Annotated in this window: 20 protein-coding genes and 2 tRNA genes; 8 read left to right on the plus strand and 14 right to left on the minus strand. The window is 70.8% G+C overall.

All coding sequences use genetic code 11. The features are described 5' to 3' along the window. Window positions 1-234 precede the first annotated feature (234 nt). The gene (locus QMO76_RS00615) at window positions 235-2,250 is read left to right on the plus strand and encodes a LuxR family transcriptional regulator (protein WP_306359142.1); all 2,016 of its coding nucleotides are present in this window, start codon (window positions 235-237) and stop codon (window positions 2,248-2,250) included. A 40-nt stretch (window positions 2,251-2,290) separates the two neighbouring features. Here QMO76_RS00615 and QMO76_RS00620 read toward each other — a convergent pair whose 3' ends face one another. The 4 genes from QMO76_RS00620 to panB form a co-directional block, all read right to left on the minus strand. Beyond that, on the minus strand, window positions 2,291-3,187 hold the full coding sequence (locus QMO76_RS00620; protein WP_306359143.1) for a CHAD domain-containing protein: 897 nt from the start codon (window positions 3,185-3,187) through the stop codon (window positions 2,291-2,293). Then, complete coding sequence (gene pip / locus QMO76_RS00625; protein WP_306359144.1) at window positions 3,184-4,140, minus strand: prolyl aminopeptidase; 957 nt, start codon at window positions 4,138-4,140, stop codon at window positions 3,184-3,186. Before pip ends, QMO76_RS00620 begins: the two co-directional genes overlap by 4 nt. Next, on the minus strand, window positions 4,140-4,553 hold the full coding sequence (locus QMO76_RS00630; protein ID WP_306359145.1) for a hypothetical protein: 414 nt from the start codon (window positions 4,551-4,553) through the stop codon (window positions 4,140-4,142). Before QMO76_RS00630 ends, pip begins: the two co-directional genes overlap by 1 nt. 226 nt (window positions 4,554-4,779) lie before the next feature. Further along, entirely contained in the window at window positions 4,780-5,637 is an 858-nt protein-coding gene (gene panB / locus QMO76_RS00635; RefSeq protein ID WP_306359146.1) for a 3-methyl-2-oxobutanoate hydroxymethyltransferase, read from the minus strand. Window positions 5,638-5,811: 174 nt separating this feature from the next. On the opposite strand from panB, the gene QMO76_RS00640 reads away from it, so the two are divergent. The 4 genes from QMO76_RS00640 (at window position 5,812) to QMO76_RS00655 (ending at window position 12,840) form a co-directional block, all read left to right on the plus strand. Next, the gene (locus QMO76_RS00640; RefSeq protein ID WP_372341863.1) at window positions 5,812-7,338 is read left to right on the plus strand and encodes an alpha/beta hydrolase; all 1,527 of its coding nucleotides are present in this window, start codon (window positions 5,812-5,814) and stop codon (window positions 7,336-7,338) included. Window positions 7,339-7,432: 94 nt separating this feature from the next. Further along, a complete protein-coding gene (locus tag QMO76_RS00645; RefSeq protein ID WP_029932578.1) occupies window positions 7,433-8,773 on the plus strand; it encodes a glutamine synthetase family protein in 1,341 nt (446 codons plus the stop codon). Between the two features lie 71 nt (window positions 8,774-8,844). Further along, on the plus strand, window positions 8,845-11,856 hold the full coding sequence (locus QMO76_RS00650) for a bifunctional [glutamine synthetase] adenylyltransferase/[glutamine synthetase]-adenylyl-L-tyrosine phosphorylase (protein ID WP_306359147.1): 3,012 nt from the start codon (window positions 8,845-8,847) through the stop codon (window positions 11,854-11,856). A gap of 60 nt (window positions 11,857-11,916) precedes the next feature. Then, the gene (locus tag QMO76_RS00655) at window positions 11,917-12,840 is read left to right on the plus strand and encodes a helix-turn-helix domain-containing protein (protein WP_306359148.1); all 924 of its coding nucleotides are present in this window, start codon (window positions 11,917-11,919) and stop codon (window positions 12,838-12,840) included. A gap of 28 nt (window positions 12,841-12,868) precedes the next feature. Here the strand turns inward: QMO76_RS00655 and QMO76_RS00660 are convergent, their stop codons facing one another. The 5 genes from QMO76_RS00660 to QMO76_RS00680 all read right to left on the minus strand — a co-directional run bounded on the left by QMO76_RS00660 (window position 12,869) and on the right by QMO76_RS00680 (window position 17,483). Further along, window positions 12,869-14,251, minus strand: coding sequence for a hypothetical protein (locus QMO76_RS00660; protein ID WP_306359149.1), 1,383 nt, complete (start codon window positions 14,249-14,251; stop codon window positions 12,869-12,871). A 216-nt stretch (window positions 14,252-14,467) separates the two neighbouring features. After that, window positions 14,468-16,840, minus strand: a complete 2,373-nt coding sequence (locus QMO76_RS00665; RefSeq protein ID WP_306359150.1) for a hypothetical protein — start codon at window positions 16,838-16,840, stop codon at window positions 14,468-14,470. Between the two features lie 31 nt (window positions 16,841-16,871). Further along, window positions 16,872-16,943: transfer RNA gene (locus QMO76_RS00670), tRNA-Pro, on the minus strand. Window positions 16,944-16,952: 9 nt separating this feature from the next. Continuing rightward, window positions 16,953-17,024 (minus strand) — tRNA-Ser (locus QMO76_RS00675). Window positions 17,025-17,150: 126 nt separating this feature from the next. Beyond that, window positions 17,151-17,483, minus strand: a complete 333-nt coding sequence (locus tag QMO76_RS00680) for a glyoxalase superfamily protein (RefSeq protein ID WP_306359151.1) — start codon at window positions 17,481-17,483, stop codon at window positions 17,151-17,153. 142 nt (window positions 17,484-17,625) lie between these two features. Here QMO76_RS00680 and QMO76_RS00685 point away from each other — a divergent pair, with 142 nt between their 5' ends. Beyond that, a complete protein-coding gene (locus QMO76_RS00685) occupies window positions 17,626-18,651 on the plus strand; it encodes an endonuclease/exonuclease/phosphatase family protein (RefSeq protein WP_306359152.1) in 1,026 nt (341 codons plus the stop codon). Between the two features lie 13 nt (window positions 18,652-18,664). On the opposite strand, the gene QMO76_RS00690 is transcribed toward QMO76_RS00685, so the two are convergent. From QMO76_RS00690 to QMO76_RS00705, 4 genes are all read right to left on the minus strand, one after another. Next, window positions 18,665-19,495, minus strand: coding sequence for an alpha/beta hydrolase (locus QMO76_RS00690; protein ID WP_306359153.1), 831 nt, complete (start codon window positions 19,493-19,495; stop codon window positions 18,665-18,667). 81 nt (window positions 19,496-19,576) lie between these two features. Further along, window positions 19,577-20,971: a M20/M25/M40 family metallo-hydrolase gene (locus QMO76_RS00695; protein WP_306359154.1), complete on the minus strand. Its 1,395-nt coding sequence runs from the start codon at window positions 20,969-20,971 to the stop codon at window positions 19,577-19,579. Next, window positions 20,968-22,617, minus strand: a complete 1,650-nt coding sequence (locus QMO76_RS00700; RefSeq protein ID WP_306359155.1) for a CocE/NonD family hydrolase — start codon at window positions 22,615-22,617, stop codon at window positions 20,968-20,970. The genes QMO76_RS00695 and QMO76_RS00700 overlap by 4 nt, the downstream gene beginning before the upstream one ends. A 112-nt stretch (window positions 22,618-22,729) precedes the next feature. Then, complete coding sequence (locus QMO76_RS00705; RefSeq protein ID WP_306359156.1) at window positions 22,730-23,641, minus strand: oxygenase MpaB family protein; 912 nt, start codon at window positions 23,639-23,641, stop codon at window positions 22,730-22,732. A 214-nt stretch (window positions 23,642-23,855) separates the two neighbouring features. On the opposite strand from QMO76_RS00705, the gene QMO76_RS00710 reads away from it, so the two are divergent. Together QMO76_RS00710 and QMO76_RS00715 are read left to right on the plus strand one after the other, a co-directional pair. Next, a complete protein-coding gene (locus QMO76_RS00710; RefSeq protein WP_306359157.1) occupies window positions 23,856-24,005 on the plus strand; it encodes a hypothetical protein in 150 nt (49 codons plus the stop codon). Between the two features lie 109 nt (window positions 24,006-24,114). After that, window positions 24,115-24,582: a hypothetical protein gene (locus tag QMO76_RS00715; RefSeq protein WP_306359158.1), complete on the plus strand. Its 468-nt coding sequence runs from the start codon at window positions 24,115-24,117 to the stop codon at window positions 24,580-24,582. 58 nt (window positions 24,583-24,640) lie between these two features. Here QMO76_RS00715 and QMO76_RS00720 read toward each other — a convergent pair whose 3' ends face one another. Continuing rightward, a complete protein-coding gene (locus tag QMO76_RS00720; RefSeq protein WP_306359159.1) occupies window positions 24,641-25,507 on the minus strand; it encodes a tyrosine-protein phosphatase in 867 nt (288 codons plus the stop codon). Window positions 25,508-25,556: the final 49 nt, after the last annotated feature.

Below are 25,556 nucleotides of genomic sequence, written 5' to 3' on the forward strand. Positions count from 1 at the left end.
CGTGCCCGGCTGAGACCGGCCGCCGTCAGGCGTCCACCCCGCTGCAACGATGCCGCTCCAGCACATCAGCTCGTCGTGCCCTCCCCTCAGTCGGGACTGAAGGACATCGATGAAGGGATGTCGACCATGCAGCGGTCGATCGGTCGGGATCGGAAAACTCGGAAAACACTGTCCGTCGTCGGCGGGACGCGCGGACCGGCGCGGCACCGCCGTGCGGACGACGACGAGCACGGTATGGCGGAACTGCTGCGGTCCGACGGGCCGCGGCTGACCGTCGCGCGCGCGGTGGCGGTACTCGGTCCCGCCGCCACCGTCGCCCGGGTGGCGGCGCTGTTGGGCACCGATGCCTCCGAAACCCACCGCATCATCGCGGAATTGGAGATGACGGCGGCATTCGAGGGGCAGCGTTGCGTCGAACCCGCGGTGGGTGCGCGCCTGCTGCGGGACCTGTCCGTGGGGGAGCGGCGCGATCTGCACGGCCGGGCAGCCGAAGTGCTGCACGGCAGCGGATTCCGACCGGCCGTGGTCGCGCCGCACCTCTACGCCGCGGGGGAGACCGGCACCGCCTGGGCGGCACGGGTGCTGGTCGCCGCCGCGGCCGAGGCGGTGGCCGAGGATCAGCTCGACTGGGCGGCGAAGTATCTCGAGCTGGGCTACCGGGCCAGTGATCGGGCCCGGGAGCGCGCGGCCATCGCCACCCGGCTCGTCGCGGTGGAATGGCGGATCAACCCATCCGGGCGCACCCGCAATTTCGGGCGACTACGGGCGGCGCTGGCCGCCGGGCTGGTGCCCTACCCGGAGGTGCCCGCCGCGGTGTCGTTCATGCTGTGGCACGGTTGCGGGCAGCATGTGGACCGCGCGCTGGCCCGGCTCGAACGCGGTGTCGGCGGTGCGCTCACCGTCGGCCCCGGCATCGAATTCCTCCGCGCCTGGATGCGGTACACCCATCCCACCCATGTGGAGCGCCACCCCGCCCTCTTCTCCGGCCGTCCCCGCGACACCGCCGCGCCGGGCCAGCGGGACTCCCCGCATCGGCAGGCCGCGGACCTGCTCGGCGCCCTGGCCACACCGCGACCGCCCGCCGACATCGCCACCGCCGCCCAGCGCATCCTGGCCGGGCACCGGCTCACCATCACCACGATGGAGGCGCTGGTGGCGGCCGTCGACAGCCTCATCCACACCGATCGGCTCGACCTCGCCGACGCCTGGTGCACCTCGCTGCTGGCGGAGGCGGCGGCCCGGCACGCTCCCACCTGGCGATCCGTGTTCGCCGCCGTGCGCGCCGAAACGCTGCTGCGCAGGGGCAAACTCGCCGAGGCCGCCGAGAACGCGGTGCTCGCCCTGAACCTGGTCCCCGCCGAACACCTGGGCGTATGGGCGGGGCGGCCCATCGGCGTGCTGGTGCGGGCGCTCACCGCCCAGGGCAAGCACTCCGAGGCCGCGGCGCAGCTGCGCCGACCGGTGCCCCGGGCCATGTTCGAATCCCGTTTCGCCCTGGCGTATCTCAGCGCGCACGGCGAACACTGCCTGGCCACGGGACAGCCCGACGAGGCGCTGCGGCACTTCCGGCAATGCGGGAACCTCATGCGGCAGTGGGGAATGGACTACGCGTGGCTCGTCCCGTGGCGCAACGACGTGGCCGCCGCGCACCTGGCCGTCGGCCGCCAACGCGAGGCCCGCGCCTTCGCGAGCATGCACCTGGACCTGGTCGGCGGCCCCGACGGCCACCGCAGCGCCGGGGTTTCGCTACGGATTCTCGCCGCGACCAGCGACCCGCACCGGCGGGTGAGCCTGCTGCGCCGCGCGGTCGCGGTGGCGCGGGCGGGCGACGGCGACCTCGAACTGGCGATGGCGCTGGGCGATCTGGGGCGCGCCTACCGATCCATGGGCGACACCGACCGGGCCCGGCCGCTGCTGCGCGACGCCATCCGGTTGGCCGAACAGTGCGACGCCGAACTACTGCTGCGTCGGCTGCGCGGCGACCGGCAACCGCCCGCCACCGAGCCGATACCCCGGGTCCGCCTGGCCCCCAGCGCCTTCGAAACCCTCAGCCCCGCCGAGCGGCGAGTCGCGGAACTGGCCGCGCTGGGCAAGCGCAATCGCGATATCGCGGCGGCGCTGACCATCACCACCAGCACGGTGGAGCAGCACCTCACCCGGGTGTACCGCAAGCTGTCCGTCGCCCGCCGCAGCGAGCTTCGGTTCGTACTGGCGGCGCATGTGGGGTCGACGCGGTCGGCGGTGGGATGAGGATACGCGGGGGTGAGACCGGTGACGGCGCGGGCCGCGCTCAGCCGTCGAAACTCGTGCGCAGGAACTCCGTGGTGGCCGGGTATTGCTCCAGTGACTTGCGGGCGGCGGCCGCCTCGTCCTCGCAGAGGGCCTGCCAGGCGGGATTGGCGCACTCGCGCAGGCGGTCGCGAATGGCGGCCTCGGCCTCGACCGCGTCGCGGTGGTCGCCGAGCACGGTCTGCAGGCGTTTGGCATTGCCGGACAGCGATTTGGCGGTGCCGTTCAGCAGTGGGACGGCGGCGTCGGCGGCATAGCGCAGGCGCTTGGCGGCCTTGCGGATATCGTGCAGGTGCTCCACGCGTTCGGCTTCGGACAGGGTGGGCTCGACCCGGACCAGGCGGCGCACGCGATGGAAGTCGTCGCGCAGCACCGACCGGAAGAAACGCTCGGCCGGACGCCGCGCGTGCGGCTTGCGCAGGGGCGGGTCGTCCAGCAGGGTCCGCAGCCGATCGGTGAGGGTGCGATATCGCGCACTGTCGAGTGCGGTCATGATCTCGGTGTGCGCGGCGGCGTAGCGCTCCCGTTCCGCGGTCACCAGCAGCTTGCGCAAACCCCGCGCGGGAGCGTTGTTCCCGCCGATTCGAAATCTCTTCTTGGTCAGCTCCGGATGCTCTGCGAGCAGGGTCTCGAAGCGTTCCGCGCGCACCTCGGCATCCCGCGCTACCCCCAATACGCCTGCCAGCCAGCGCAATTCATCGCGCAACTCGTCGATGGGGCGGCGGCGGAAGACGAGCCGGTAGGACCGCAGCACGCTGCGCAGCCGCCGCGTGGCCACCCGCATCTGGTGTACCGAGTCCGGAAGATCGTCGCGCACATCGGGTTCGGCCGACAGCAACCGGTCGACGTCGTCGGAGACCGCGGCGACTACGGCGGGACCTGCGGCGGTGTGCGTCATGAGCGGAACTTGTCTGTGGCCTCCACCAGATGGTGGGTGATACCGGGCTCGGTGGCGGCGTGCCCGGCGTCGGGCACGATGTGCAGTTCCGAATTATGCCATGCGCGGTGCAGATCCCACGCGCTGACGGCGGGACACACGATATCCTGGCGGCCCTGCACGATCACGCCCGGAATATGGGCGATGCGGTCGATATCGCGCAGCAACTGCCCGTCGTCGAGGAATCCGCCGTGGGTGAAGTAGTGGTTCTCGATCCGGGCGAAGGCAAGCGCGAACCGCTCCTCGGCGGTCTCGGCCACCCGATCCGGTTGCGGCAGTAGTGAACTCGTCGCCCCCTCCCAGGTGGACCAGGCGATCGCCGCCGCGGTGGCGATCTCGGGGTCGGGGGAGTGCAGCAACCGGTGGTACACGGCAACCAGATCCGAATCCCGCTCGTCCGGCGGCACCGGGGCCAGGAACTTCTCCCACTCGTCCGGGTACACGTATCCTGCCGCGCCGTTGTAGTACCAGTCGATCTCCTTGCGTCGCAGCAGGAAGATGCCGCGCAGTACCAGTTCGGTCACCCGCTCGGGATGGCGCTGCGCGTACGCCAGCGCCAGCGTGGAACCCCAGGAACCGCCGAACACCTGCCAGTGCTCGATGCCGAGGAATTCCCGCAGCGCCTCGATATCGGCGACCAGATGCCAGGTGGTGTTGGTCTCCAGTCCCGTCCCGTCGGCGATGTGCGGGGCGGAGCGGCCGCAGCCGCGCTGGTCGAACAGCACGATCCGGTACGCCCGCGGATCGAAGAAGCGACGGTGCAGCGGGGAGGTGCCGCCGCCCGGGCCGCCGTGCAGGAACACCACCGGCTTGCCGTCCGGGTTCCCGCTCTCCTCCCAGTAGATCCGTTGTCCGTCACCGACATCCAGCATGCCCTCGCGGTGCGGTTCCAGCGCTGGGTACAGTTCGCGCATTACAGCAGTCCCGCCGCCAGGCTGGGCAGTTCGAGCGCGCTGACCGCCTGCGCGTGCACATCCGGGCACTGCGCGGTCATGATCCGGTCCACCGAGTCCTTGTCGCCGAGCACCCGCCCGTTGATCGCGCCGTTGCGCAGCGCCCATTCGTGCACGGAGCCGTTGAGCGAGATCTTGCCCAGCGTCGGCCCCTGCACCCGCCAGTCCGACAGCTGCGGTTCGATGATGTCGCACAGCTGCTGGGCGACGGAGTCGGAGACGGTGAGCGGTTCACCCTGGGCGGGCGCGGCCGGTGTGGCGCCGCCGGTGGTCGTCGGCGCGGAGCTGGAGGTCGACGGGGAGGCGGAGCCCTCGGGCTGTCCGGATCCGGAGGTGGTGCTCCCGCATCCGGCGGTCAGCGCGACGGCTGCCACGCCGGCGAGTAGCAGTGCTGCCCCGCGGATATGAAGCGTGCTCGTCCAACGGCCCTGCGACATGTGTTCCCTTTGGTCGATCCAACTCGTTCGCTCCGAGTCTGCCACCGTTTTCCCGCCGCGGGCCAGGAAAGTCCGGCCACGCCCAGCGGTGAGAGCCGATGGCTATGAATCGCCCGGGGATGGGCGAGCGGGGCCGGGCCGCCGTCCCGCTCGCCCGGTCCGATCAGAAGCTGTGTTCCGGACCCGGGAATGCGCCGCGCCGCACCTCGTCGGCGAAAGCCGAGGCGGCGGTGCGCAATTCGTCGCCGACGCGGCCGAAGCGCTTGACGAACTTCGCGGTCTTGCCGCTGGTGTAGCCCGCCATGTCCTGCCAGACCAGCACCTGCGCGTCACAGTCCACCCCGGCCCCGATGCCGACGGTCGGAATGGTCAGCTTGCGGGTGACCTGCCCGGCCAGCTCGGCGGGCACCATCTCCATGACCACGGAGAAGGCCCCGGCCTCCTGCACCGCGATGGCGTCGGCGATGAGCTGCTCGGCCCCGTCGCCGCGCCCCTGCACCCGGAAACCGCCCAGCGTGTTGACGCTCTGCGGGGTGAAGCCGATGTGCGCCATCACCGGGATGCCGGCGGCGGTCAGCTTGGCGATATGGTCGGCGACCCGCTCGCCGCCCTCCAGCTTGACCGCGTGCGCACCGCCCTCCTTCAGGAAGCGGGTGGCCGTCGCCAGGGCCTGCTCCGGCGAGGTCTCGTAGCTGCCGAACGGCAGATCCGCCACCACCAGCGCGTGCGGCGCACCGCGCACCACACCGCGCACCAGCGGGATCAGCTCGTCGACGGTGATGGGCACGGTGGTGTCGTAGCCGTACACCACATTGGCGGCCGAATCGCCGACCAGCAGCACCGGGATACCGGCCTCTTCGAAGATGCGCGCCGAGGAATAGTCGTAGGCGGTGAGCATGGACCAGCGCTCACCATTGGCCTTCATCTGCTGCAGGTGATGCACTCGCGTCTTCCGCTTGGCGGGAGTCGCCGGTGCCGGTGCAGCGCCGTAGGCAGGGGTTTCCGCATCGGATACGGACATCATCGTCCCTTTCGTCGTCCTCGAGGCCCAATCGGGTCCCCGGGTTTCACTGACGCCCTTCAGTGTCCCACGCGCCGTGGCCGAGCCCACGGTGCAATTCCTCACAATGACCGGCCCGGGAGCCGGCCGGAGCGACGCGCAGGCAACCGGGCGGGCCATGGCACGATCTGTGGCATGGGGTTCGAGCGATCAGGTCGCGCCGTGCTGGCGGTCGCGGCGGTGGCGATGGTGGCGTCCGGGTGCGGCAGTGAGACGGTGACCGGGAATCCGGTGGCAACCGCGCCCGCGGGGCTGGCGGAGTTCTACGGCCAGACCGTGCGATGGGGCAGCTGCGCGGAGTTCAGCGCGGACGAACTGCCGCGCGGCCTCGAATGCGCCCGGGTGCGGGTGCCGGTCGACTACCAGAATCCGGGCGGCGATACCGCCGAGATCGCCGTCTCCCGCCTCCGGGCCACCGGCGACAAGATCGGATCGCTGCTGTTCAACCCGGGCGGCCCGGGGGTCTCCGGGCTCACCATGAACACCGTCGGCGACGGCACCGCGCTCATGGAGCGCTTCGACCGCATCGGCTTCGACCCTCGCGGCGTCGGCGCGTCCACCCCGGCCATCACCTGCCTGACCCCGGCCGAGATCGACGCCGAGCGCGCCGAGCCGCCCTTCGACAACGACCCGGCCGGTATCGCCGCCGCCGAGGCGGACAACAAGGACTACGCGAGCAAGTGCGTCGAGCGCACCGGCAAGGAGTTCCTCGCCCATGTCGGCACCCGCGAGGTGGTCCAGGACATGGACGTGATCCGCGCGGTGCTCGGCGACGACAAGCTCAGCTACGTGGGCTACTCCTACGGCACCCGGCTCGGCTACACCTACGCCGAGCGATTCCCCGACCGGGTGCGCGCGCTCGTGCTCGACGGCGCGCTGGACCCCGCGGCGGACCCGGTCCGGGAGTCGGTGTTGCAGGCCGAGAGCTTCCAGCAGGCATTCGACGCCTACGCGGCGGACTGTGCCATCGAGGCCGCCTGCCCGCTCGGCACCGACCCCGCCGCGTCGGTCGAGCGGTTCCGGGAGCTGGTCGACCCGCTGTGGGATACCCCGGCCGTGACCGACGACCCGCGCGGGCTGCACTACGGCGACGCCATCACCGGCGTGCAGCAGACGCTGTACTCCAACCGGTTCTGGCCCGCGCTCACCAAGGGCCTCAACGAATTGCGCGAGGGCCGCGGCGACACCCTGCTCGCGCTCGCCGACCTCTACGACGGCCGCCGCGAGGACGGCACCTACGACAACACCGCGGACGCGTTCAACGCCATTCGCTGTGTGGACGATCCGCCGGTGGAGGACCGGGCCGTCGCGGCCAAGCAGGATACCGAATATCGCCGCGTCGCCCCGTTCCTCGACGACGGGCGCGGCACCGGGGCCGCCCCGCTGGAACTGTGCGCCGTCTGGCCGGTGCCGAACACCGCCACCCCGCACGAGGTCTCGATCCCGAATCTGCCCACCACCGTCGTGGTCTCGACCACCGAGGATCCGGCGACCCCGTACCAGGCGGGCGTGGACCTGGCCCGGCAGCTGGACGCCGCGCTGATCACCTACGACGGCACCCGGCACACCGTGTCGCTGTCCGGCGTGTCGGACTGTGTCGACACCCCCGTCATCGAGTACCTGATCGACCTGACGCCGCCCACGCCGGGACTGACCTGCTGAAGTCGCGCACCGCGGGAGTCGTCGGGCGGTGCGGGTTTCACAACGCAGCTGCCATGTAACACGGATTTAACTCCGACTGCCTACGCTCGCGAGCATGGATCGCCAGAAGGAATTCGTGCTGCGGACGCTCGAAGAGCGGGACATCCGCTTCGTACGGCTCTGGTTCACCGATGTCCTGGGCTATCTCAAGTCGGTGGCGATCGCTCCCGCCGAACTCGAGGGCGCTTTCGAAGAGGGCATCGGCTTCGACGGTTCGGCGATCGAAGGGTTTGCCCGCGTCTCCGAGGCCGATATGGTCGCCAAGCCGGACCCCTCCACCTTCCAGGTGCTGCCGTGGTCCACCTCCAAGGGGCATCAGCACTCCGCGCGCATGTTCTGCGACATCGCCATGCCCGACGGTTCGCCGTCCTGGGCCGATCCGCGCCACGTGCTGCGCCGCCAGCTGAACAAGGCCGGGGATATGGGCTTCAGCTGCTACGTGCACCCGGAGATCGAATTCTTCCTGATCAAGCCCGGCCCCTACGACGGCTCCTCGCCGGTCCCGGTCGACAACGGCGGCTTCTTCGACCAGGCCGTGCACGACGAGGCCCCGAACTTCCGCCGCCACGCCATCGACGCGCTGGAGTCCATGGGCATCTCCGTGGAGTTCTCGCACCACGAGGGCGCGCCCGGCCAGCAGGAGATCGACCTGCGCTACGCGGACGCGCTGTCCATGGCCGACAATGTCATGACCTTCCGCTACCTGATCAAGGAAGTGGCGATCGACGAGAACGTGCGCGCCACGTTCATGCCCAAGCCGTTCGCCGCGCACCCGGGTTCGGCCATGCACACCCACATGTCGCTGTTCGAGGGTGAGCAGAACGCCTTCGCCGATCCGGACGACCCGATCAACCTGTCGGAGACCGCGCGGGCCTTCATCGCGGGCATCCTCGAGCACGCCCACGAGATCAGCGCCGTCACCAACCAGTGGGTCAACTCCTACAAGCGCCTCATTCACGGCGGCGAGGCCCCGACCGCGGCGTCCTGGGGGCGCTCCAACCGTTCCGCGCTGGTCCGGGTGCCGATGTACACCCCCAACAAGTCGTCCTCGCGCCGCGTCGAGATCCGCAGCCCCGACAGCGCCTGCAACCCGTACCTGACCTTCGCGGTGCTGCTGGCCGCCGGTCTGCGCGGTATCGAGAAGGGCTACACGCTGCCGCCGGAGGCCGAGGACGACGTGTGGTCGCTGACATCGGCCGAGCGGCGCGCCATGGGCTTCCGCGAGCTGCCGGGCAGCCTGGACGAGGCGCTGAAGAACATGGAGAAGTCCGAGCTGGTCGCCGAGGCGCTCGGCGAGCATGTCTTCGACTTCTTCCTGCGCAACAAGCGTCGTGAATGGGCAGACTACCGGTCCCAGGTGACGCCGTTCGAATTGCAGGAGTACCTGGGCCTGTAGCGAGCCCGGCATCCGATAACCGAGCGGGGACCGTTACGGCGATCGCCCCGCCTGACAGGTAATTTGGGAGCATGGTCCGGCCACCGACTGCCCGTTCCGCGGTCCCCGGTGTCGGACGGCTCGGCTTGCTCGAGCCGTCCGCAGCCAACAACCTTCGGGAGTTGGCATGGGACAATGTCGAGAGTGTTCCGCTGCTGTGGGCGCTGTCTCGTTCCCCCGACGCGGATTTGGCGCTGCTCACACTCATGCGCCTGCGGGAGGCGCTCGGAAATGACTGGGCAGCACTCGATTCCGAACTCCGAACCGATACCTCGCTGCGCGGTCGGCTGTTCGCGCTGATCGGGTCGTCGAGCGCCTTCGCCGATCACCTGGTGGCCGATCCCGGCGCATGGCAGCTGCTGCGCCGCCGCGAACTGCCGGGGCGCGAGGAGATCATCGCCGAGCTGCTCGACGCCGTCGCCGCGGAGCCCGAGGACGGCCCGCGGGCGGGCCCCATGCTGTACCGCGCCAAGGTCGCCGGGCCGGAGGCGGTCGCCCTGCTGCGCAAGCGGTATCGCGATCAGCTCATGCTGCTGGCGGCCGTGGACCTGGCCGCCACCGTCGAGAACGAACCGGTACTGCCGTACCAGCAGGTGGGCTGGCATCTGACCGACCTCGCCGACGCCGCCCTCACCGCCGCGCTCGCGGTGGCGGTGGCCCGGGTGTGCGCCGACCGTCCGGTGCCGGTGCGGCTCGCCGTCATCGCCATGGGCAAATGCGGTGCGCGCGAACTGAACTACGTCTCCGACGTGGACGTGGTGTTCGTGGCCGAACCCGCCGACACCACCGCCACCCGCCTGGCCGCGGAGATGATGAGCGTCGGCGGCGCGGCCTTCTTCGAGGTCGACGCCGCGCTGCGACCCGAGGGCAAGGCCGGTGCGCTGGTGCGCACCCTGGACTCGCACATCGCCTACTACAAGCGCTGGGCGCGCACCTGGGAGTTCCAGGCCCTGCTCAAAATGCGGCCCGCCACCGGCGATCTCGAACTCGGCGAGCAGTATCGCGACGCACTCATGCCCATGGTGTGGACCGCCTCGGAACGCACCGACTTCGTCGCCGACGTCCAGGCCATGCGCCGCCGCGTCGAGGATCTGGTCCCCGCCGATATGCGCGAGCGCGAACTCAAGCTCGGGCACGGCTCGCTGCGCGACGTCGAGTTCGCGGTGCAGCTGCTGCAACTGGTGCACGGCAAGGCCGATGAATCCCTGCACGTGCAGGGCACCGTGGAATCGCTCACCGCGCTGGCGGCGGGCGGCTACGTCGGCCGCGACGACGCCGCGAATCTGACCGCCTCCTACGAATTCCTGCGGCTGCTCGAACACCGCCTGCAACTCCAGCGGCTCAAGCGCACCCACACCCTGCCCGCCGCCGACGACGAGGAGGGCATGCGCTGGCTGGCGCGGTCCGCGCACATGCGCCCCGACGGCCGCCAGGACGCCGTGGGCGTGCTGCGCAGCGAGATCAAGCGCAACACCGTGCGGGTGCGGCGGCTGCACGCCAAACTCTTCTACCGGCCGCTGCTGGAATCGGTGGCGCGACTCGACGCCGCCGCACTGCGGCTGAGCCCCGCGGCGGCCGTGCGGCAGCTGGCGGCGCTCGGCTACGCCGCCCCGGAGAACGCGCTCGGCCACCTCAAGGCCCTCACCGGCGAGGTCGGCCGCAAGGGCCGCATCCAGGCGCTGCTGCTGCCGACCCTGCTGGAATGGCTCGGGGACACCCCGAACCCCGATGCCGGGCTGCTGGCCTACCGCCGGGTCTCGGAGGGGCTGGACAGCGAGATCTGGTTCCTGCGCGAACTGCGCGACGAGGGCGCCATCGCGCAGCGGCTCATGATCGTGCTCGGCTCCTCGGCCTACCTGCCGGACCTGCTCATCAACGCGCCCGAAACCATTCGCATGTACGCCGACGGCCCGAACGGGCCGCTGCTGCTGGCCACCCGGCCCGCCGACGTGGCGCGCGGCATCCTGTCCGGCGCGGCGCGCTACGACGAACCCAAGCGGGCGGTCGCCACGTCCCGCTCGCTGCGCCGCCGCGAGCTGGCCCGCGTCGCCTCGGCGGACGTACTGGGCATGCTGGAGGTGCCGCAGGTCTGCGAGGCGCTGTCGTCGGTCTGGATCGCCACCCTGGAGGCGGCGTTGCAGGCGGTCATCCGCGCCAGCGAGGTGGAACGCGGCAAACCCGCGCCCGCCGCCATGGCAGTCATCGGCATGGGCCGCCTGGGCGGTCTGGAGCTTGGCTACGGTTCCGACGCCGATGTGCTGTTCGTCTGCGATCCGCGCCCCGGTGAGGACGAGACCGTCGCCGTGAAGTGGTCCATCGGCATCGCCGAACAGGTGCAGCGCCTGCTCGGCGCGCCGAGCACCGATCCGCCGCTCCAGGTGGACGCCGGGCTGCGCCCCGAGGGCCGCAACGGCGCACTGGTGCGCAGCCTGGCCGCCTACGCCGCGTACTACCGGCAGTGGGCGCAGTCCTGGGAGGTGCAGGCGCTGCTGCGGGCCCGATTCGTGGCGGGCGATCCGGCGCTGGGCGAACGGTTCCTGCACATCGTGGACCCGATCCGCTACCCGGACGGCGGCATGTCCCCGGAGGGGGTGCGCGAGATCCGCCGCATCAAGGCGCGGGTGGATTCCGAGCGACTGCCGCGCGGCGCGAATCCGGCCACCCACACCAAACTCGGTCGCGGCGGGCTCGCCGACGTCGAGTGGACCGTGCAACTGCTGCAACTCCAGCACGCGCACGAGGTGCCCGCCCTGCACAACACCTCGACCCTGCAGTCGCTGGACGCCATCGAGGCCGCCGAACTCATCGACCCCAGCGACGCGGCGCTGCTGCGCGATGCCTGGCTCACCGCCACCCGGGCCCGCAACGCCCTGGTGCTGGTGCGCGGCAAACCCGCCGACCAGCTGCCCGGCCCAGGACGGCTGCTCTCGGCCATCGCCATCGTCGCCGGATGGCCCAATGACGACGGCAGTGAATTCCTGGACCACTACATGCGGGTGACACGCCGGGCGAAGACCGTGGTCGAGCGGGTCTTCGGCGGCTAGTTTCCGCGCGAACGCGCAAGATCGGTCGAGCGGGGGCGACCGGCTTGGCAGACTGCCGGTGTGCCCAAGAACGGACGAGACCGGCTGCGGGAACTGCTCGACGCCGTCCTGAGCGAGGACAACGCCACGCTGGGGGAGATGGCGGCGGGCGCGTACGCCTCGCCCTTCCACTTCACCCGGCAGTTCTCCCGCGGCACCGGGGAGTCCCCGGTCGCCCTCAAGCGGCGGGTGCTGCTGGAGCGCTCGGCATGGGCGCTGTCCACCGGGGAATCGGTGACCGAGGTGGCGTTCGCGGCCGGGTACGACTCGGTGGAGGGCTTCAGCCGGGCGTTCCGCCGCGCCTTCGGACATCCGCCCAGCGCCACCACCGCGGAGCAGCGGCGCAGGTGGCTGCCCGCGGCCAATGGCATCCACTTCCATCCGCCCACGTCGCTCTGGGTGGAGAACGCGGCGCGGGGGCGGTCGGATATGGATCCGACGACGCTGCTGCTGCACCACGACATCGAGGATGCGCGCGAATTGCTCACCGCGGCAGGGCGGCTCACCGAGGAACAGTATCGGCGGGTGCGGATGCCGGAGCTGACGGTGGAAGCGTTCCGGGGGCCGGAAGTCTCCATCGCCGAGGTGCTCGACCATCTCGTCGAGACCAAGGAGGTGTGGCTCGCCGCCATCGACGGCGAGGATATGCCCGGTCCGCGCGGCAACGACCTGCCCGAACTGGTGGACCGGCACGAGCGGGTGGCGGTGCGCTGGCTCGACACCGTGCGCGAGATCGACCGGCGCGGCGGATGGGAGGACACCCTCATCGACGCGCTCTGCGATCCGCCGGAGAGTTTCGTGCTCGGCAGTGTGATCGCGCACGTGCTCGGCTATTCGGCGCATCGGCGGTACCTGGTGCGGCACTGGCTGCGCACCGAAATGCGGGACGGCGCGTACGAACTCGATGACGGCGATCCGATCAACTGGCTGCGGCGGCGGGAATGAGCGGCGTCGTCACGCCGTGCCGGTGTGATCACGGCCCATCCGCTCGGTCGGTGGCTCGGGTGCGCGGTCGGGTGGCGGGGATATCCGCGCCGATGATCTCGGGGGCGCACGGTGGCGGGTCGCCGAGGAGTTCCCGCTCGCGATTCCAGACGAGCCAGGCGGGGGTGGTGCGGGGCGCGTCCTGGTCGCCGCCGCCGCGCGCCGCCATGGGTGGGTACAGGCCCGGGAGCCAGGACGCGCCACGGGATGGGTTTTCGGAACGTGTTGGGGCGCGGGAGGTTCGGTCGGTCGGCTGGCCGGGGGTGCCGCGGCCGGGGTCGCCGGGTGTCAGGGGAGAGGCGGGTGTCCCCGGTGAGCCCGGCGGTGTCATCGGGCCGGGCGTCGCGGGCGGGGGCGGTGACGGTGTCGGGCCGGGCGTCGTCGGGTGAAGCGGTGCGGTCGGGCCGGGTGTCGTCGCGGAATGTGGTAGCACCGACGGGCCGGGTGCCACGCCGGACGGTGTGGTCGTGGGATCGTCGTGCGCCGCGCCCTGCGAGCTGGCGTGGGGCGGTGGCTCGGACGTTCCGGGGTCGGTCCGGGCGGGCGCGTTCTGGTCCTCGGGGCCAGGCGAATTCCCGACAGCGGCAGTCGGTTCGGTGGGCGTAGCGGGTAACCGGCTCTCGCGGTCCGATGTCGCGTCGGATCGGCCATCGTATCCGGTCGGGTGAGCGGGGTTGGTGGCCGAGCTCGGGCGGCCGGGCGCGGTCGGGTCGGGAAGCGTTGTGGCGGAACCGTATTCGCTCCCATCCCGGGCGGATCGGATGGGCTCGAAGGCCGGTACGCCGGATCCGGCCGGAGGGTAGATCGGCACGTAGTTCGCCTCCAGCGCGGCCACGGCGAGCTGATACTGCTCCTCCGCGAATCGCTGCGCCGCCGGGTCCGCGATGCCCGTCGGAAAGGCCGTCGCGGCGTGCGCGCCCGTCGTCACGTCGGAAGCCGGTGGCGGCACCGTTCTCCGCACTGCCTCGGCTCCGTAGGCGGCGGCCGTGATGCGACGCCCGGCATTGCGCGCCACCTCCGCGACGTCCATGGCCTGTGCCACGAACGCACGTGCCGCCGCCGCGGCGGCCTCGGCGATCTGCCCCTGCAACGCCTCGGCGAGCGCGGATTGCACCGTCATGTGCAGGCCGGTCGCCGCTCCGCTCAGGCTGTCGGCGACCGCGACCCAGGTGTCGGCGCTCTCGTGCATGGCGGCTGGATCCATCTCTCGCACTCGCTCGTGAATCTCGGCGTGCGTCAGCCCGGCGAAATGCTCCATCCGCCAGATGTAGTCGGGGTCGACGCCAGCGTGCGATACGCGCCGCTGCTCGCGTTCCGCACCGTGCTGGGCGCGGCGGGCGGCGACGCCGGGGTGCGGCAGTTCCGGGTCCATCGGCGGCCTCCGTCCACGGGTGTCGTGTAGATAGGACGCACCCGGTGCTCGCCGGGTTCCGGTGCGGGTGTGCCTTCCGGTGATTCGCCGCGCCACGCCGCGAAGCATCCGGTCGGTCGACGTACGGGGCGGGGAGTTCCCGTGGCGGGCTCGCCGGACGGCCGGTGTCGCCGCACTGTCCAGCTGAGCAGGCGGCGTCCGGTAGGGACACCGGACCTAAGGCCCGCCGAAGAGCCAGTGCCGCCGTGCCGTCCAGCCGAGCAGGCGGCGGCCGGAGCCGTCGGGCACCCAGCCTTGCCGGGTGAAACGACCGCCTTCGACGATATGGCCCAAGCCCTCGACGGCGAGTGCGAGCGGGGTGCCCCCGGCGTCGGCGCGCAGGCGCAGCACCTGCTCCCGCTGGGTGTCGCGGTCGCATGCGGCGAGCAGGAACACTCCCTGACGCCAGGCGTAGGCGGCGTTCTTCGCCGCGGTGAGCTCCGCGTGCTGGGTCGGCGTGGGGCGGCTCAGCTGGCGTACCACCCAGGTGAAGGTGTCGCGGGCGAGGTCCGGCGCGTCCTCCCGTACGCGCTCCGACAAGTCGAGCGCGTCGATGAGAACCGCCAGATTGTGTGTGGTGAGGATCTGGCTCTGCTCCAGAATCGCCCCATTGCGCGCGACATAGCCGCCGTCGCAACCGGCCTCGCCCGCCCGGCGCGTGCACAGTTCGGTGAATCCCGTGGCCGTGGCCCGGCCCCACCGCCGCTTCGTCTTGCCGTGCCCGATCCAGTCGCCGGGCGACGGCAGGTCGTAATACGCCTGGTACAGCGTTCCTTCCAGCGTCCGCCCGGCCACCTGCGCGGCATCGGCCCACTTGGTGGTGAAGGTGCCCATGAAGATATCCGCCGCCACCTCCTCGACCAGCGGCAATCCCAGCTCCGCCTGCCGCGCGAGCGCACCGAATTCCCGCACCAGCGGATTCGGCAGTACGGCATACGGAAACGCGCCGAGCGTCAGCAGCGTCATCTGCCCGAGCAGCCGCCGCGCCGCCCGCGCGCTGTCGCGGGTCGAGCCGCCGGTACCGCGTCGCGCACGGGCGGCGTCCGCGCGCGATCCGGCCGTACCGTCGACCCGCAGCGGTTCCATCGCGGTGACCCACGGCAGTTCTTCGAAGCGCGCCTGGCCCCGCAGGTTCAGCAGCAGCAGGCCGCGGCGGCGTCGGAAGGCGGTATAGAGCTGCCCGTAGAGGTTCGCGGCGGCCGGGTCGGCGATATCGGCGGCCAGCAGGTGCGCGGTGAGCTGCGGCAGCACCCGCGCCAGCATATCGCCGGAGCCGATGATGCCGCGCCGGATCAACTCGTCGGCCGACGCCTCCAGGGCACGGGCCGCCTTGTCCAGCAGATGCCGGGGAACGGCTGTGCCGGAGGGGATGTCGCAGCCGTCGGCGTCGGAGACCGGAGCCGATATCGGGGCGAGGTCGGGAATGCCGCCCTCGGCCGGATAGTCCCGGAGCCGCTCGGTGAGCACTGCCGCGAATGCCGTATGCGGCGGGGCCGCAATGGATTTCTTATGGTCAGCGCGTACCCGGGCGCGTTCGGCGCTGTCCGGCGCACCGTGCCGGGTGACCGTATTGGCGATGGCGCGGCGAATCCAGCCGACCTGGCGGGCCGTGAGATTCGCGCTACCGTCGGGGCAGCTGAGCAGTGCGTCGTGCAGGCGCGCGAAATTGCCCTTGGGATGGGCGTGCCGCCCGATCCGGCCGTAATCCCGCTGTGCGACAGCGACATCGGCCAGCCAGCGGTCGCGTTCGCCCGCCCAGTTCGCGGGCAGCCGACGGCACGGCCAGCCGCCGCGGACCGCCCCGGCCTCGTCCAGCGTCGGCAGCTCACCCGCCACCGTCGCGCACCACAGGGCGACCAACCGGTCGTAGAGCGGATTCCACACCTCCAGGGTGGTGCGCATGGCGGTCAGCGGCTCCGGCGTCCGCGCGGCACGCAACGCGCGGCGCACCTCGCCGACCGAGGCCACCCGCACCGCCGTGCCCGCGGGTCGTGCCGTCGGGTCGAACGGCGGCACGAATCGCAGCCGACCCAGCAGCGGCGACAGCTCCGCCACCAGATCCAGGGCTTCGGTGTCGAAACCGCGGTCCAGCAGCAGCGCGACCACGGGCAGTGCGGCGTCCTCCGGCACCTCGATCCGATAGCGCCCGGATCGAAGGGCGGTGAGCAGTTCGGCCTGCCCGGCATCGCCGAGATACCAGCGGTTCAACCGCTCCCGATCGGTGCGACCGGGCACCTCGTCGGGCAGTCGTGCGAGCAGCGCGGATTCGGCCGCGCCGAGCGGCAGTTCCGCCAGCGCCCGCCCCGTCGCGAAGCCGCCGTGGGCCACCTCGAGGGTCACCCACGCGGGCAGCCCCGCGACCGGCGTGCGGTCCCCGACGCGCAGCGAACCGTTCGCCATGCCGGCCAGCACGTCGCGCCAGCGCCGCACCCGGGTGCGCGCCCGCTCCCGCTCCGCGCCCTCGGCGGCTCGGGCGGCCGCCGCGGCGGCGCGCTCCAACTGCCCGGTCGCGTACCGCGCCGGACCGTCCCGAAACGACTGATCGGACAACGAATCTCCCCACACTGAAATGACGGATCAGACCTGGCGGCAGGATTCGAACCCGCGCCTTCCCGGTGCCGAGCCGGGTGCTCTGCCACTGAGCTACACCAGGGCGTCGTAGACGTGGAGGCGGGATTCGAACCCGCGCCCGCCCGGTGAGCAGCCGGGAGATCTGCCGCTGATCTACTCCACGAGACGTTCGGATCGTATCCGCGGCCACGTGATCGGGCACGCGAATTTACCGGGCGTCCAGCCTGGAGCCCGTCGAGTCTTCCGGGCGGGTGAAAGCGTGGTGCCGGAGGACGCGCGCCCGGTGATCTCAGTCGGTGGGTGTGCCGATCCGTAGTCGGTTGCCGTCGGGATCTCGCAGCTCGATCTCCCGCGCCCACGGCGCGTCCTCGACCGCCACACCGAATTCGGCGGCGATGGCGTCGACATCGCGCACCGAGAGGTAGACGAGCGTGTCCGGCTGGGCGTCACCGGTGTGCTCCGACAGGAACAACCGCATATGACCCCGCGCCACCTCGACGAATGCCGGGAGGTCGGGTGCGAAACGGTGCTCCCACCGCTGGGTGAATCCGAGCCGCTCGTACCAGTGGACCGTGGCCGCGGCATCGGCGACGCGGAGCACGGGGACAACCTGTTCGCGCATGCGCCGATGGTCGCAGACGCCACCGACAGTCGCGCCCCGGTGTGCCGGATGCCGGGGCGGACGAGCACATCGGCGGCGTTCGCGCGGCCGGAAGCGGGCGTGCCGCTGTCCAGTAGGGTGGTCGCCGAAGGGGAGGTATCACGTGGTGCAACAGCAGGGTTTCGCCGGATATCCGGGGGATGCGGCGGCCGACGACACGGTCGTGCCGGCGCGGTCGCGGGCCGATCGGGTGCGGCACCGGTTCTCCCGGGTGCTGCTGGTGCTGGGCTGGCTGTCCGTGGTCGTCGGATGTGCCGGGGTGGCCCTGCACTACGCCTCGTGGGCGCAGCGCGAGATCGTGCTGGCGGCCTCCTTCGCGCCCTACCTCATGCTCGGCGCGGTGGCCGGTGCGGCGCTGCTGCTGCTGGCGCGCGGCTGGCGCAGCGCACTGCTGGCCGGAGCGGTCGTCGCGGCCGCGCTGTTCAGCCAGCTCACCCTGTTCGTGCCGGACGGCAAGGCCGACTACGCCGTCGAGATGCCGGTCATGCAGTCCAACCTGTATTTCGGCAAGGCGGACGCGGACGCGCTGGTGCGGGAGGTGCGCGACAACGGCATCGAACTGCTGACGCTCGAGGAGCTCACCCCCGAGATGCTGCTGCGCCTGGAGGCCGCCGGGCTGGATGCCGAACTGCCGTACCGGTACGTCGCGCCGCTGGGCGGCGGCGCGGGCGGCGGCATCTTCAGCCGCCACCCGCTCCGGGACGGCGTCACCCTCGAGGGCTTCGAACTGGCTAATCTGCGCGCCACCATGCTGCACCCGCGGCGCGGACCCGTGACGGTCTTCCAGTTCCACCCCGTCCCACCGCCGCTGAACTTCCCGGCCTGGGTCGATGAGATGCGCCGCATTCGCGAGCTGCTCACCGCCACGTCCGGCCCCGCCGTCGTCGGCGCGGATTTCAACGCCACCTTCGACCACTACGCCTACCGGCAGCTGCTGACCGGCCGTTTCGCCGACGCCGCCGAACTGGCCGGTGCGGGGCGGCTCACCAGCTGGCCCGAACAGCCGTCCTGGGGTCCGGTCATCGGCATCGATCGGGTGCTGGTCGCCGAGGGCCAGGCCGAGGACGTGCGCACCCTGGTGATCCCCGATTCCGACCACCGCGCGGTGCTCGCCCGTCTGCGGTTGTGAGCGACCGCGCCTCCTACAGGCGCGCCTCCAGCCACGCGAGCATATCGCCGAGCACCTTGTCCTGCTCCGGCTCGTTGAACACCTCGTGGTAGAGGCCCTCGTACCGGATGACCGTGAGATCCTGTGAGCCGACGCCCTTTTCGAGCACGTCGGCGCTCGCGGGCGCGACCAGGCCGTCGGCGGTGCCCTGCAGCACCAGCAGCGGCGCGGTCAGCGTCGACAGGCGCTCCTTCACCCGGACCGTGGCCTCCAGCATTTCCGCTCCGGTGCGCGCCACCACCGGTCCCGTGTACACCAGCGGATCGGTGTCGTAGGCGTGCACCACCGCGGGGTCGCGGCTGATGAGCGTCGAATCCAGTTTCAGCACACCGAGATTCGGGGCGAACCGGGAGACCAGCGGGCCGAGCATGCGCTGGATGGGGTTCCCGGCCTCGATCTCGACGGCCGCCGCCGACAGCACGATGCCGGACACGTCCAGGGGCGCGCGGGTGGCCAGGTAGGCGGTGATGAGCCCGCCCATGCTGTGGCCGATCACGAAGCGCGGCAGCCCCGGATGCCGCTCGGTGGCGATGGAGAGCATGGTCTCCACATTGTCGGCGGTGCTCTCCATGGATTCGATATTGGCCTTGCCGCCCGCGGACCGCCCGTGCCCGATGTGGTCCAGGGCGTAGGCCGCGATACCGGCGTCGGCGAGGCGCCGGCCGACGTGTTCGTAGCGTCCCGAATGCTCGGCGATGCCGTGCACGATCACCGCGACCGCGCGCGGTTCGGCCTCGGGCAGCCACGCTCGCCAGTAGATCCGGCCGCCTTTGCCGTCGAATTCGCCGGTCTCGGTAGTGGTCATCGCTCCTCCTCGGTCGCATAACGCGACAATCCGGGCCTGGGTGCCGGGCCATTCTCCCACCGCGGCGCGGTCGTGGGCGGATCAGCGAGCCAGGTTTTCGATGAGTCGGCGGTTGAAATCGAGCAGGCGGCCGTAGTTCTCGCGTGACAGCCGCTCGTCGGTGCCGTGAATCCGCTCCAGGTCCGCGCCGGTGAGCACGATCGGCGCGAAATTGCAGCGGGTCTCGGCGAGATCGTCGTAGTGCCGGGAGTCGGTCGCGCCGGGCACCAGGCCGGAGGTCACCGCGATCCCGGGCACCACCGCGCGCGCCAGCTCCGCGATGGTCGCGAACCACGGGCCGGGGGAGCGGGCCGTGGTCGGCTCGGAGGACATGCCGACCAGCTCGACGGCCACCTCGCGATCGGAGATCACCCGGCGGCAGTGCGCGAGCACGCCGTCCACCGAATCACCCGGCAGGATACGGAAATTCACCAGTGCCTCGGCGCGCTGCGGCAGCACGTTCGCCTTCACGCCGCCGTGGATGACGGTGGGCGCGGTGGTGGTGCGCACCATGGCCTCGGTCTGCGGGCGCAGCGCCAGCACCCGCAGAATGGCGGGACCGGCCACCCGGCTCAAGCCGAGGGCCGTGCGCCGCGGTTGGGACATGAACACCCGGATCCGGGCCAGCATATCGGCCGTCACCGGGGTCATGCGCAGCGGAAACGGATGCTCCTGCACCCGCGCCACCGCCCGCGCCAAGCGGCCGACCGCGGTGCGCCGCCCCGGCATGGACGAGTGCCCGCCCACCGCCGACACCGACAGCCGCACCGTCGCATAGCCCTTCTCGCCCACCATGATGGTGGCCACCGGCCGGTCCACCCCGTCGGCGACGCCCTGGGTGATCACCCCGCCCTCGTCGAGCAGCAGATCGGCCCGCACGCCGAGTTCCCGCAGCCGCCGCGCCATCCGCACGGCCCCGCCGTCGCCGAACACCTCTTCGTCGTGTCCGAGTGCCAGATACACCGTCCGGCGCGGTCGCACCCCCGCCGCCAGTGCCGCCTCCACCGCCTCCAGCAGCGCCACGGCGCGGCTCTTGTCGTCGATGGCCCCACGGCCCCAGATGAATTCGTCGTCCACGACCCCGGCGAACGGCGGATGGGTCCACGCCGCCTCGTCGTCGACGGGCACCACATCCAGATGCGCCAGCAGGATGGCCGCCGCGGGCGCGCGACCGAGGGTTCCCGCCGCCTCGGATGCCGTCGCGGACTCCTCGGTTCCGGTCCAGGCGTACAACCGGCTGTGCCCGAAGGTCTCCAGGTCCAGCCGCTCGTGCACCAGCGGGAAGCTGCGCTCCAGATGCGCGGCGAGCCGAGCGAACTGGCTGTCGTCGGTCTCCGCCGGATCCTCGCGGGAGATGGTGACGCAGCGCAAAGCCTCGGCCAGGCGTTCGGCGGTGGCCGCGTCGACGGCGGGGCCGGTGGCGGCGGTCGCGGTCATCGGGTGGCTCGGGGCGGGAAGTCGACTGTCACCGTTGCATTGTTCACCAGTTCGGGCGGGAGGGTGATGGTCTTCTCGGCGCGCCACTTGGGAATGCCCTCGGTCAGCCCGCCGGGGATATCCGGGGTGCGCACCGTCTCCAGCAGCGGCAGCCGCACCTGCCCCCCGGTCAGCGTGACGCGGGCGAAGGCCGGCGGATGCGCCCACACGTCGTCGATCACGTCGGTGATGCGGACGCCGATGCGGTGCCCGGCCGGGATCGGCCAATCCTGGGCCAGCAGGCGAACATTCGCGGTGGCGCTCACCGGGGCGATGCCGCGGGTGATGACCGTCGCCCGGCCGTCGGGCGCGACGTCGTAGAGCTCCACGGTCACGGTGGCCTCGGCGGGGCCGTCCAGATGCAGGGTGGCCGTGGAGACGCCGGCGAAGTGCTGGTCCTGCGCGAGCGGCTGGCTGAAGCTCCACACGTCGCGGTCGGGGCCGGGCACCAGGCCGCGATCGGTGTAGGCGCCCGGTCGCACCGCCACGCTCACCGGGCGGGCGTCGGCGGGCGGCCAGGTCTGCTCCCCGCGCCAGCGCCCGTCGAACTGGCCCACGGTGACGCGCGGTCCGGGCACCGTCACGTCCCGCCGCGCCACATGCTTGTCGAAGAAGCCCATCAGCTCATCGCCGAAGAACGGCGTCCCGCACTTCTCGAAGCAGTTGCGATGCCCCCACTGCCCGAACCACGCCTTGTGCTCGCCCGGACCGAGTGCGTCCCACAGCTCGAACACCCGGTGCGCGCGGGTGTTGTAGTCGACGAACCCCTGCCCGAGGAACAGCGGAATGGTGCTGCCCCGCACCTGCTCCACCAGATCCCGCTCCTGCCAGAACCGCGTGGCCGGATCGTGATTGCCGGTCTCGCTCAGATACCGCTGGAAGCAGCCCGGATCGAAGCTCGACGCATTCGCCTGGTATTCGGCCGAATCCGCCCAGTGGCCCGGTGTCGACGCGATGAGCACATGCTCCATGCCCGCCAGATCGCCCGGCCGCACCCCGGATTCGGTCACCGGCTTGCCGGAGAACTTCCAGGCGATACCCTGCATGTACAGGTACGAGTACGGGTCCACCACCGGCGCGAACGCGGCGACGGCCGCCAATCCGGCGGGCCGGGCGGCGAGGCCCATGATGCCGGTCCACGCCTCGTAGGAGATCCCGGTCAGGCCCACCCGCCCGGTCGACCACGGCTGGCCGGCGGCCCACTCTACCGCCGTCTTCACATCCGAGCGCTCGTTCGGACCGCCGAAGTCGGGGCAGCCGTTGGAGCCGCCGAAGCCGCGCAGGTCCACGATCACGTAGGTGTATCCGGCCGCGAGGAACATCTCCACGCTGAGGTCCTTGGTGGACGGCCCGCCCCCGAGGCGGGGCTGGCTCAGATACGCCAGATGCGCCCGATACGGACTCACCGTCATGATGACCGGCGTCCGCACGTCGTCGGCCACGCCGACCGGCCGCAGAACGTCCGCGTGCAGCCGGGTGCCGTCGGGAGCGGTGATGAACTCCTGCCGGTGCTGATACGCCGCCTCCGCCGCCGCCCGCATGGGCAGCACCGCCCCGAACACCATTCCGAGCGTGGCCGCGACCACGGCCACCACCCGCCACCTCACGAATCCCGATCGCACCATAGGACTATCGAGTCTGCCTGGGCGTCCGTCCAGCCCCAGGAACCGGGGGTGTAACACGCGCGCCCGCCGGGCGGCGGGCGCATCGCGACCGAGGTCAGAGCGGCCGGAAGTCGATCACCTTGCGCAGCCGGGCGCGGTCGCGCTCGAGGCGGCGCGCCTCGTAGGCGATGGGGAAGTAGCGGACCCGCTCCGGCAGCAGCGGAATGGTGCGGCCCAGAATCCAGCCCAGCCGCTTCAGATTGCGTTCGTCCCGCTCGGTCCATTCCAGCTCGAGCTTGCGGCGCACCACCTCCGGGGTGGTGCCGACGGTGAAGAAGTACTGCAACCGTCCCACCGGCGCGACGGCGGCCTTCCACACCGGCCGCAGGAACGCGGGCAGCCAGGTGGGCGGGGCGACGGACCGGATGACCCGCAGATAGTCGTGCGCGGTCCGGGTGGGAACGAGGTGGTTCTCGACCATGTCCTCGAACCACGGCTCCCACTCCCGGTAGGAGGCCGGAATCTCCTTGGGTGCCACCATGAAGTTGCGCATGAGCTGCACGGTCTCCTGGTAGTACTGTTCCTTGTCCGCCTCGGTGAGCGGGGTGCGGGAGAAGTATCGGTTGCCCTCGGTGAAGGCGAAGATGCCGGTGTGCAGCACCCAGGCCCAGGGGCCGGAGGACAGCGCGGTGTAGCGGACGCCCTCCTTCTCGGTGTTCAGCCCGGCATGCAGTTCGCGCAGCCGGTCGGCCTCGGCCAGGGCTTCGTCGCCGCCGTAGACCCACATCATCACCGAGGCGATGCTGCGGACGGCGCGGCCCATGGGGTCGGTGCGGAAGGTCGAGTGCTCGTCCACCACCGCGGAGATGGTGGGTTCCATGGTCTGTAGCAGGAAGGCCGAACCGGCGGTGAACGAGAAGGTGATGAGGCCGACCTCGTCCCACATGCGGGTGCCGGGACCGAACGGGCGGCGTTCGGGGTGTGCTCTCTTGGTCGCGGAATCGAGGGGGGTCACGGCGGCGGTCATGGTGATCTCCTTTGATCACGTGCTGTCGGGTGCCGACACCCTGACAGCGTGAGAGAGTTGCTACTGAATCGTCTCATTATCTCGCTCGGGTGGCAACCGCATCCGGTGCCGCGCGCGGCATCCGCATCCGATGCGATATCGCATGCGTGGTCCGGCGTCCGGTGGGTACTCGCTGGAAACCGGAGCGGGTTCGGGGGCACAGGGAGGTTCGATCATGATCGCGTTGTCCGCGCTGCGCGCGCGTGTCCGGCACTGGCTGGATCGGCATCGGACGGCGGTGCGGGAACGGTCGCGACCGGTGGCCGACGGCGGTCCGCCCGCCGTGTTCAGCGCATCGATCGGGTATCACCCGCCGCATCGCTGACACATGTGCGCCGCTGCCGCATTTCGATGTGGGAGAGGCGGTTCCACGGGCGTGGATTTCCTCGCGAGCGCGGTGACCCAGACGACCTGACGGCGTATGATCGGCCACGATGGGCATACGGGGGCAGAGCGAGCGTGTTGTGACAACGGAATGGGACGGATTCGTCCAGGCACTGGTCCGCTGTTTGGCCGAATTGCCATCCCGCGCAACCCTTATCATCGCCGCGCCCGGAAATCGTTATGTGCAATTCCAACAGTTCGACATCAAACTGTCCGCCGAACTGACCGGCAATTACTACCTGATGGAACCGATTTCGGATGACGCGGCGCAGCGGCTGTCCGATCTGGGCTGGAATGCGCCGGTGTTGCAGCGGGAGATCGAAAACTGGCGGCGCAGCCTACTCTGGCCGATCTCGCACAGCGCGCTGGTCGATTTGGCCCGCTCGGTCGCCATCGGTCTGCACGATGCGCTCGGGGTCGGCTCACCCACCGAGTTGCGCGCCACCGGCTGGACCGAGGCGTCGGGGGATCTCGATCTGAGCGTGCTCGGTTCGATGGCGCGGCGTAGCGGCGGCTGAATCCTCCCGCGCGGTGCCCTCCCGCGCGGCGCGCGGGAGGGCGGCGGTCACGGATTCGTCAGTCGACGAGGTTCTTCCGCAGTTTCACGATGGTCATCGGATTCAGGCCGAGGCCGTCGGTCAGGAATTTCCCGAAGTCACCGTACTTCTGCTCCATGGTCTGCAACGCGATGTCCAGGTACTCGTCGCGCACCTCCTGCAGCGGGATCAGCAGATCCGGATTCTCCATCAGCCCGGCCTGCTTCAGTTGTTCCCGCAGGGCGGCGTCGGACTCGGCGCGAAACTGGTTGGACAGCAGGTAGTCCTTGCGGGCGAACGACTCCGGCACACCCACGGCGCGCAGCGTCACGTAGGTCAGCCAGCCGGTGCGGTCCTTGCCCGCCGTGCAGTGCACGAGCGTCGCGTCGTCGGTCGCGGCGAGATCCTTGATCGTCTGCCCGAACTTGGCCAGCGAATCCGCGGTGAAGAAGCTGCGGTACACATCGCCCATGATCTGTTCGGCCTTGCCGCCGCCGAGCAATTCCTCCTGCTTCACCGGATCTCGCGAACTGATCGCCTCGAACATCTTCGTGAACAGGCCGGTGTCGTCGATCGGCCGCGCCACCAACGGCACCCCCGGCGGCAGCCGATCTGCCCCCAGCCCCTCCACCTCGGCGGGCGTCCGCATGTCGATTACCTGCTCCAGGTCCAGCGTCCCCAATTTCGCCACATCGTCATCGGTCAGCTTTCCGAGCGCGTCGGATCGAATCACCTTCCCCGACTTGGTCTTCGATCCGTCGTAGGTCCAATACCCGCCGATGTCGCGAACATTCACCGCCCCCTGCAACTCGATCCGGCTCACGGCCGCCAACTCGGGCTCCGCGATGGCCGCGGGGGCCACCAACGTCGCCCCGAGTCCCAGCACGGCTGCCGCGGCGGTGGTCATACCGATCAGTGAAAGGCGAAGCCGCCCTGTCAAACTAATTTTCATGGCC

It is taken from the genome of Nocardia sp. CC227C, from assembly GCF_030767025.1.
In the GTDB taxonomy this organism is placed as follows: Bacteria; Actinomycetota; Actinomycetes; order Mycobacteriales; family Mycobacteriaceae; genus Nocardia.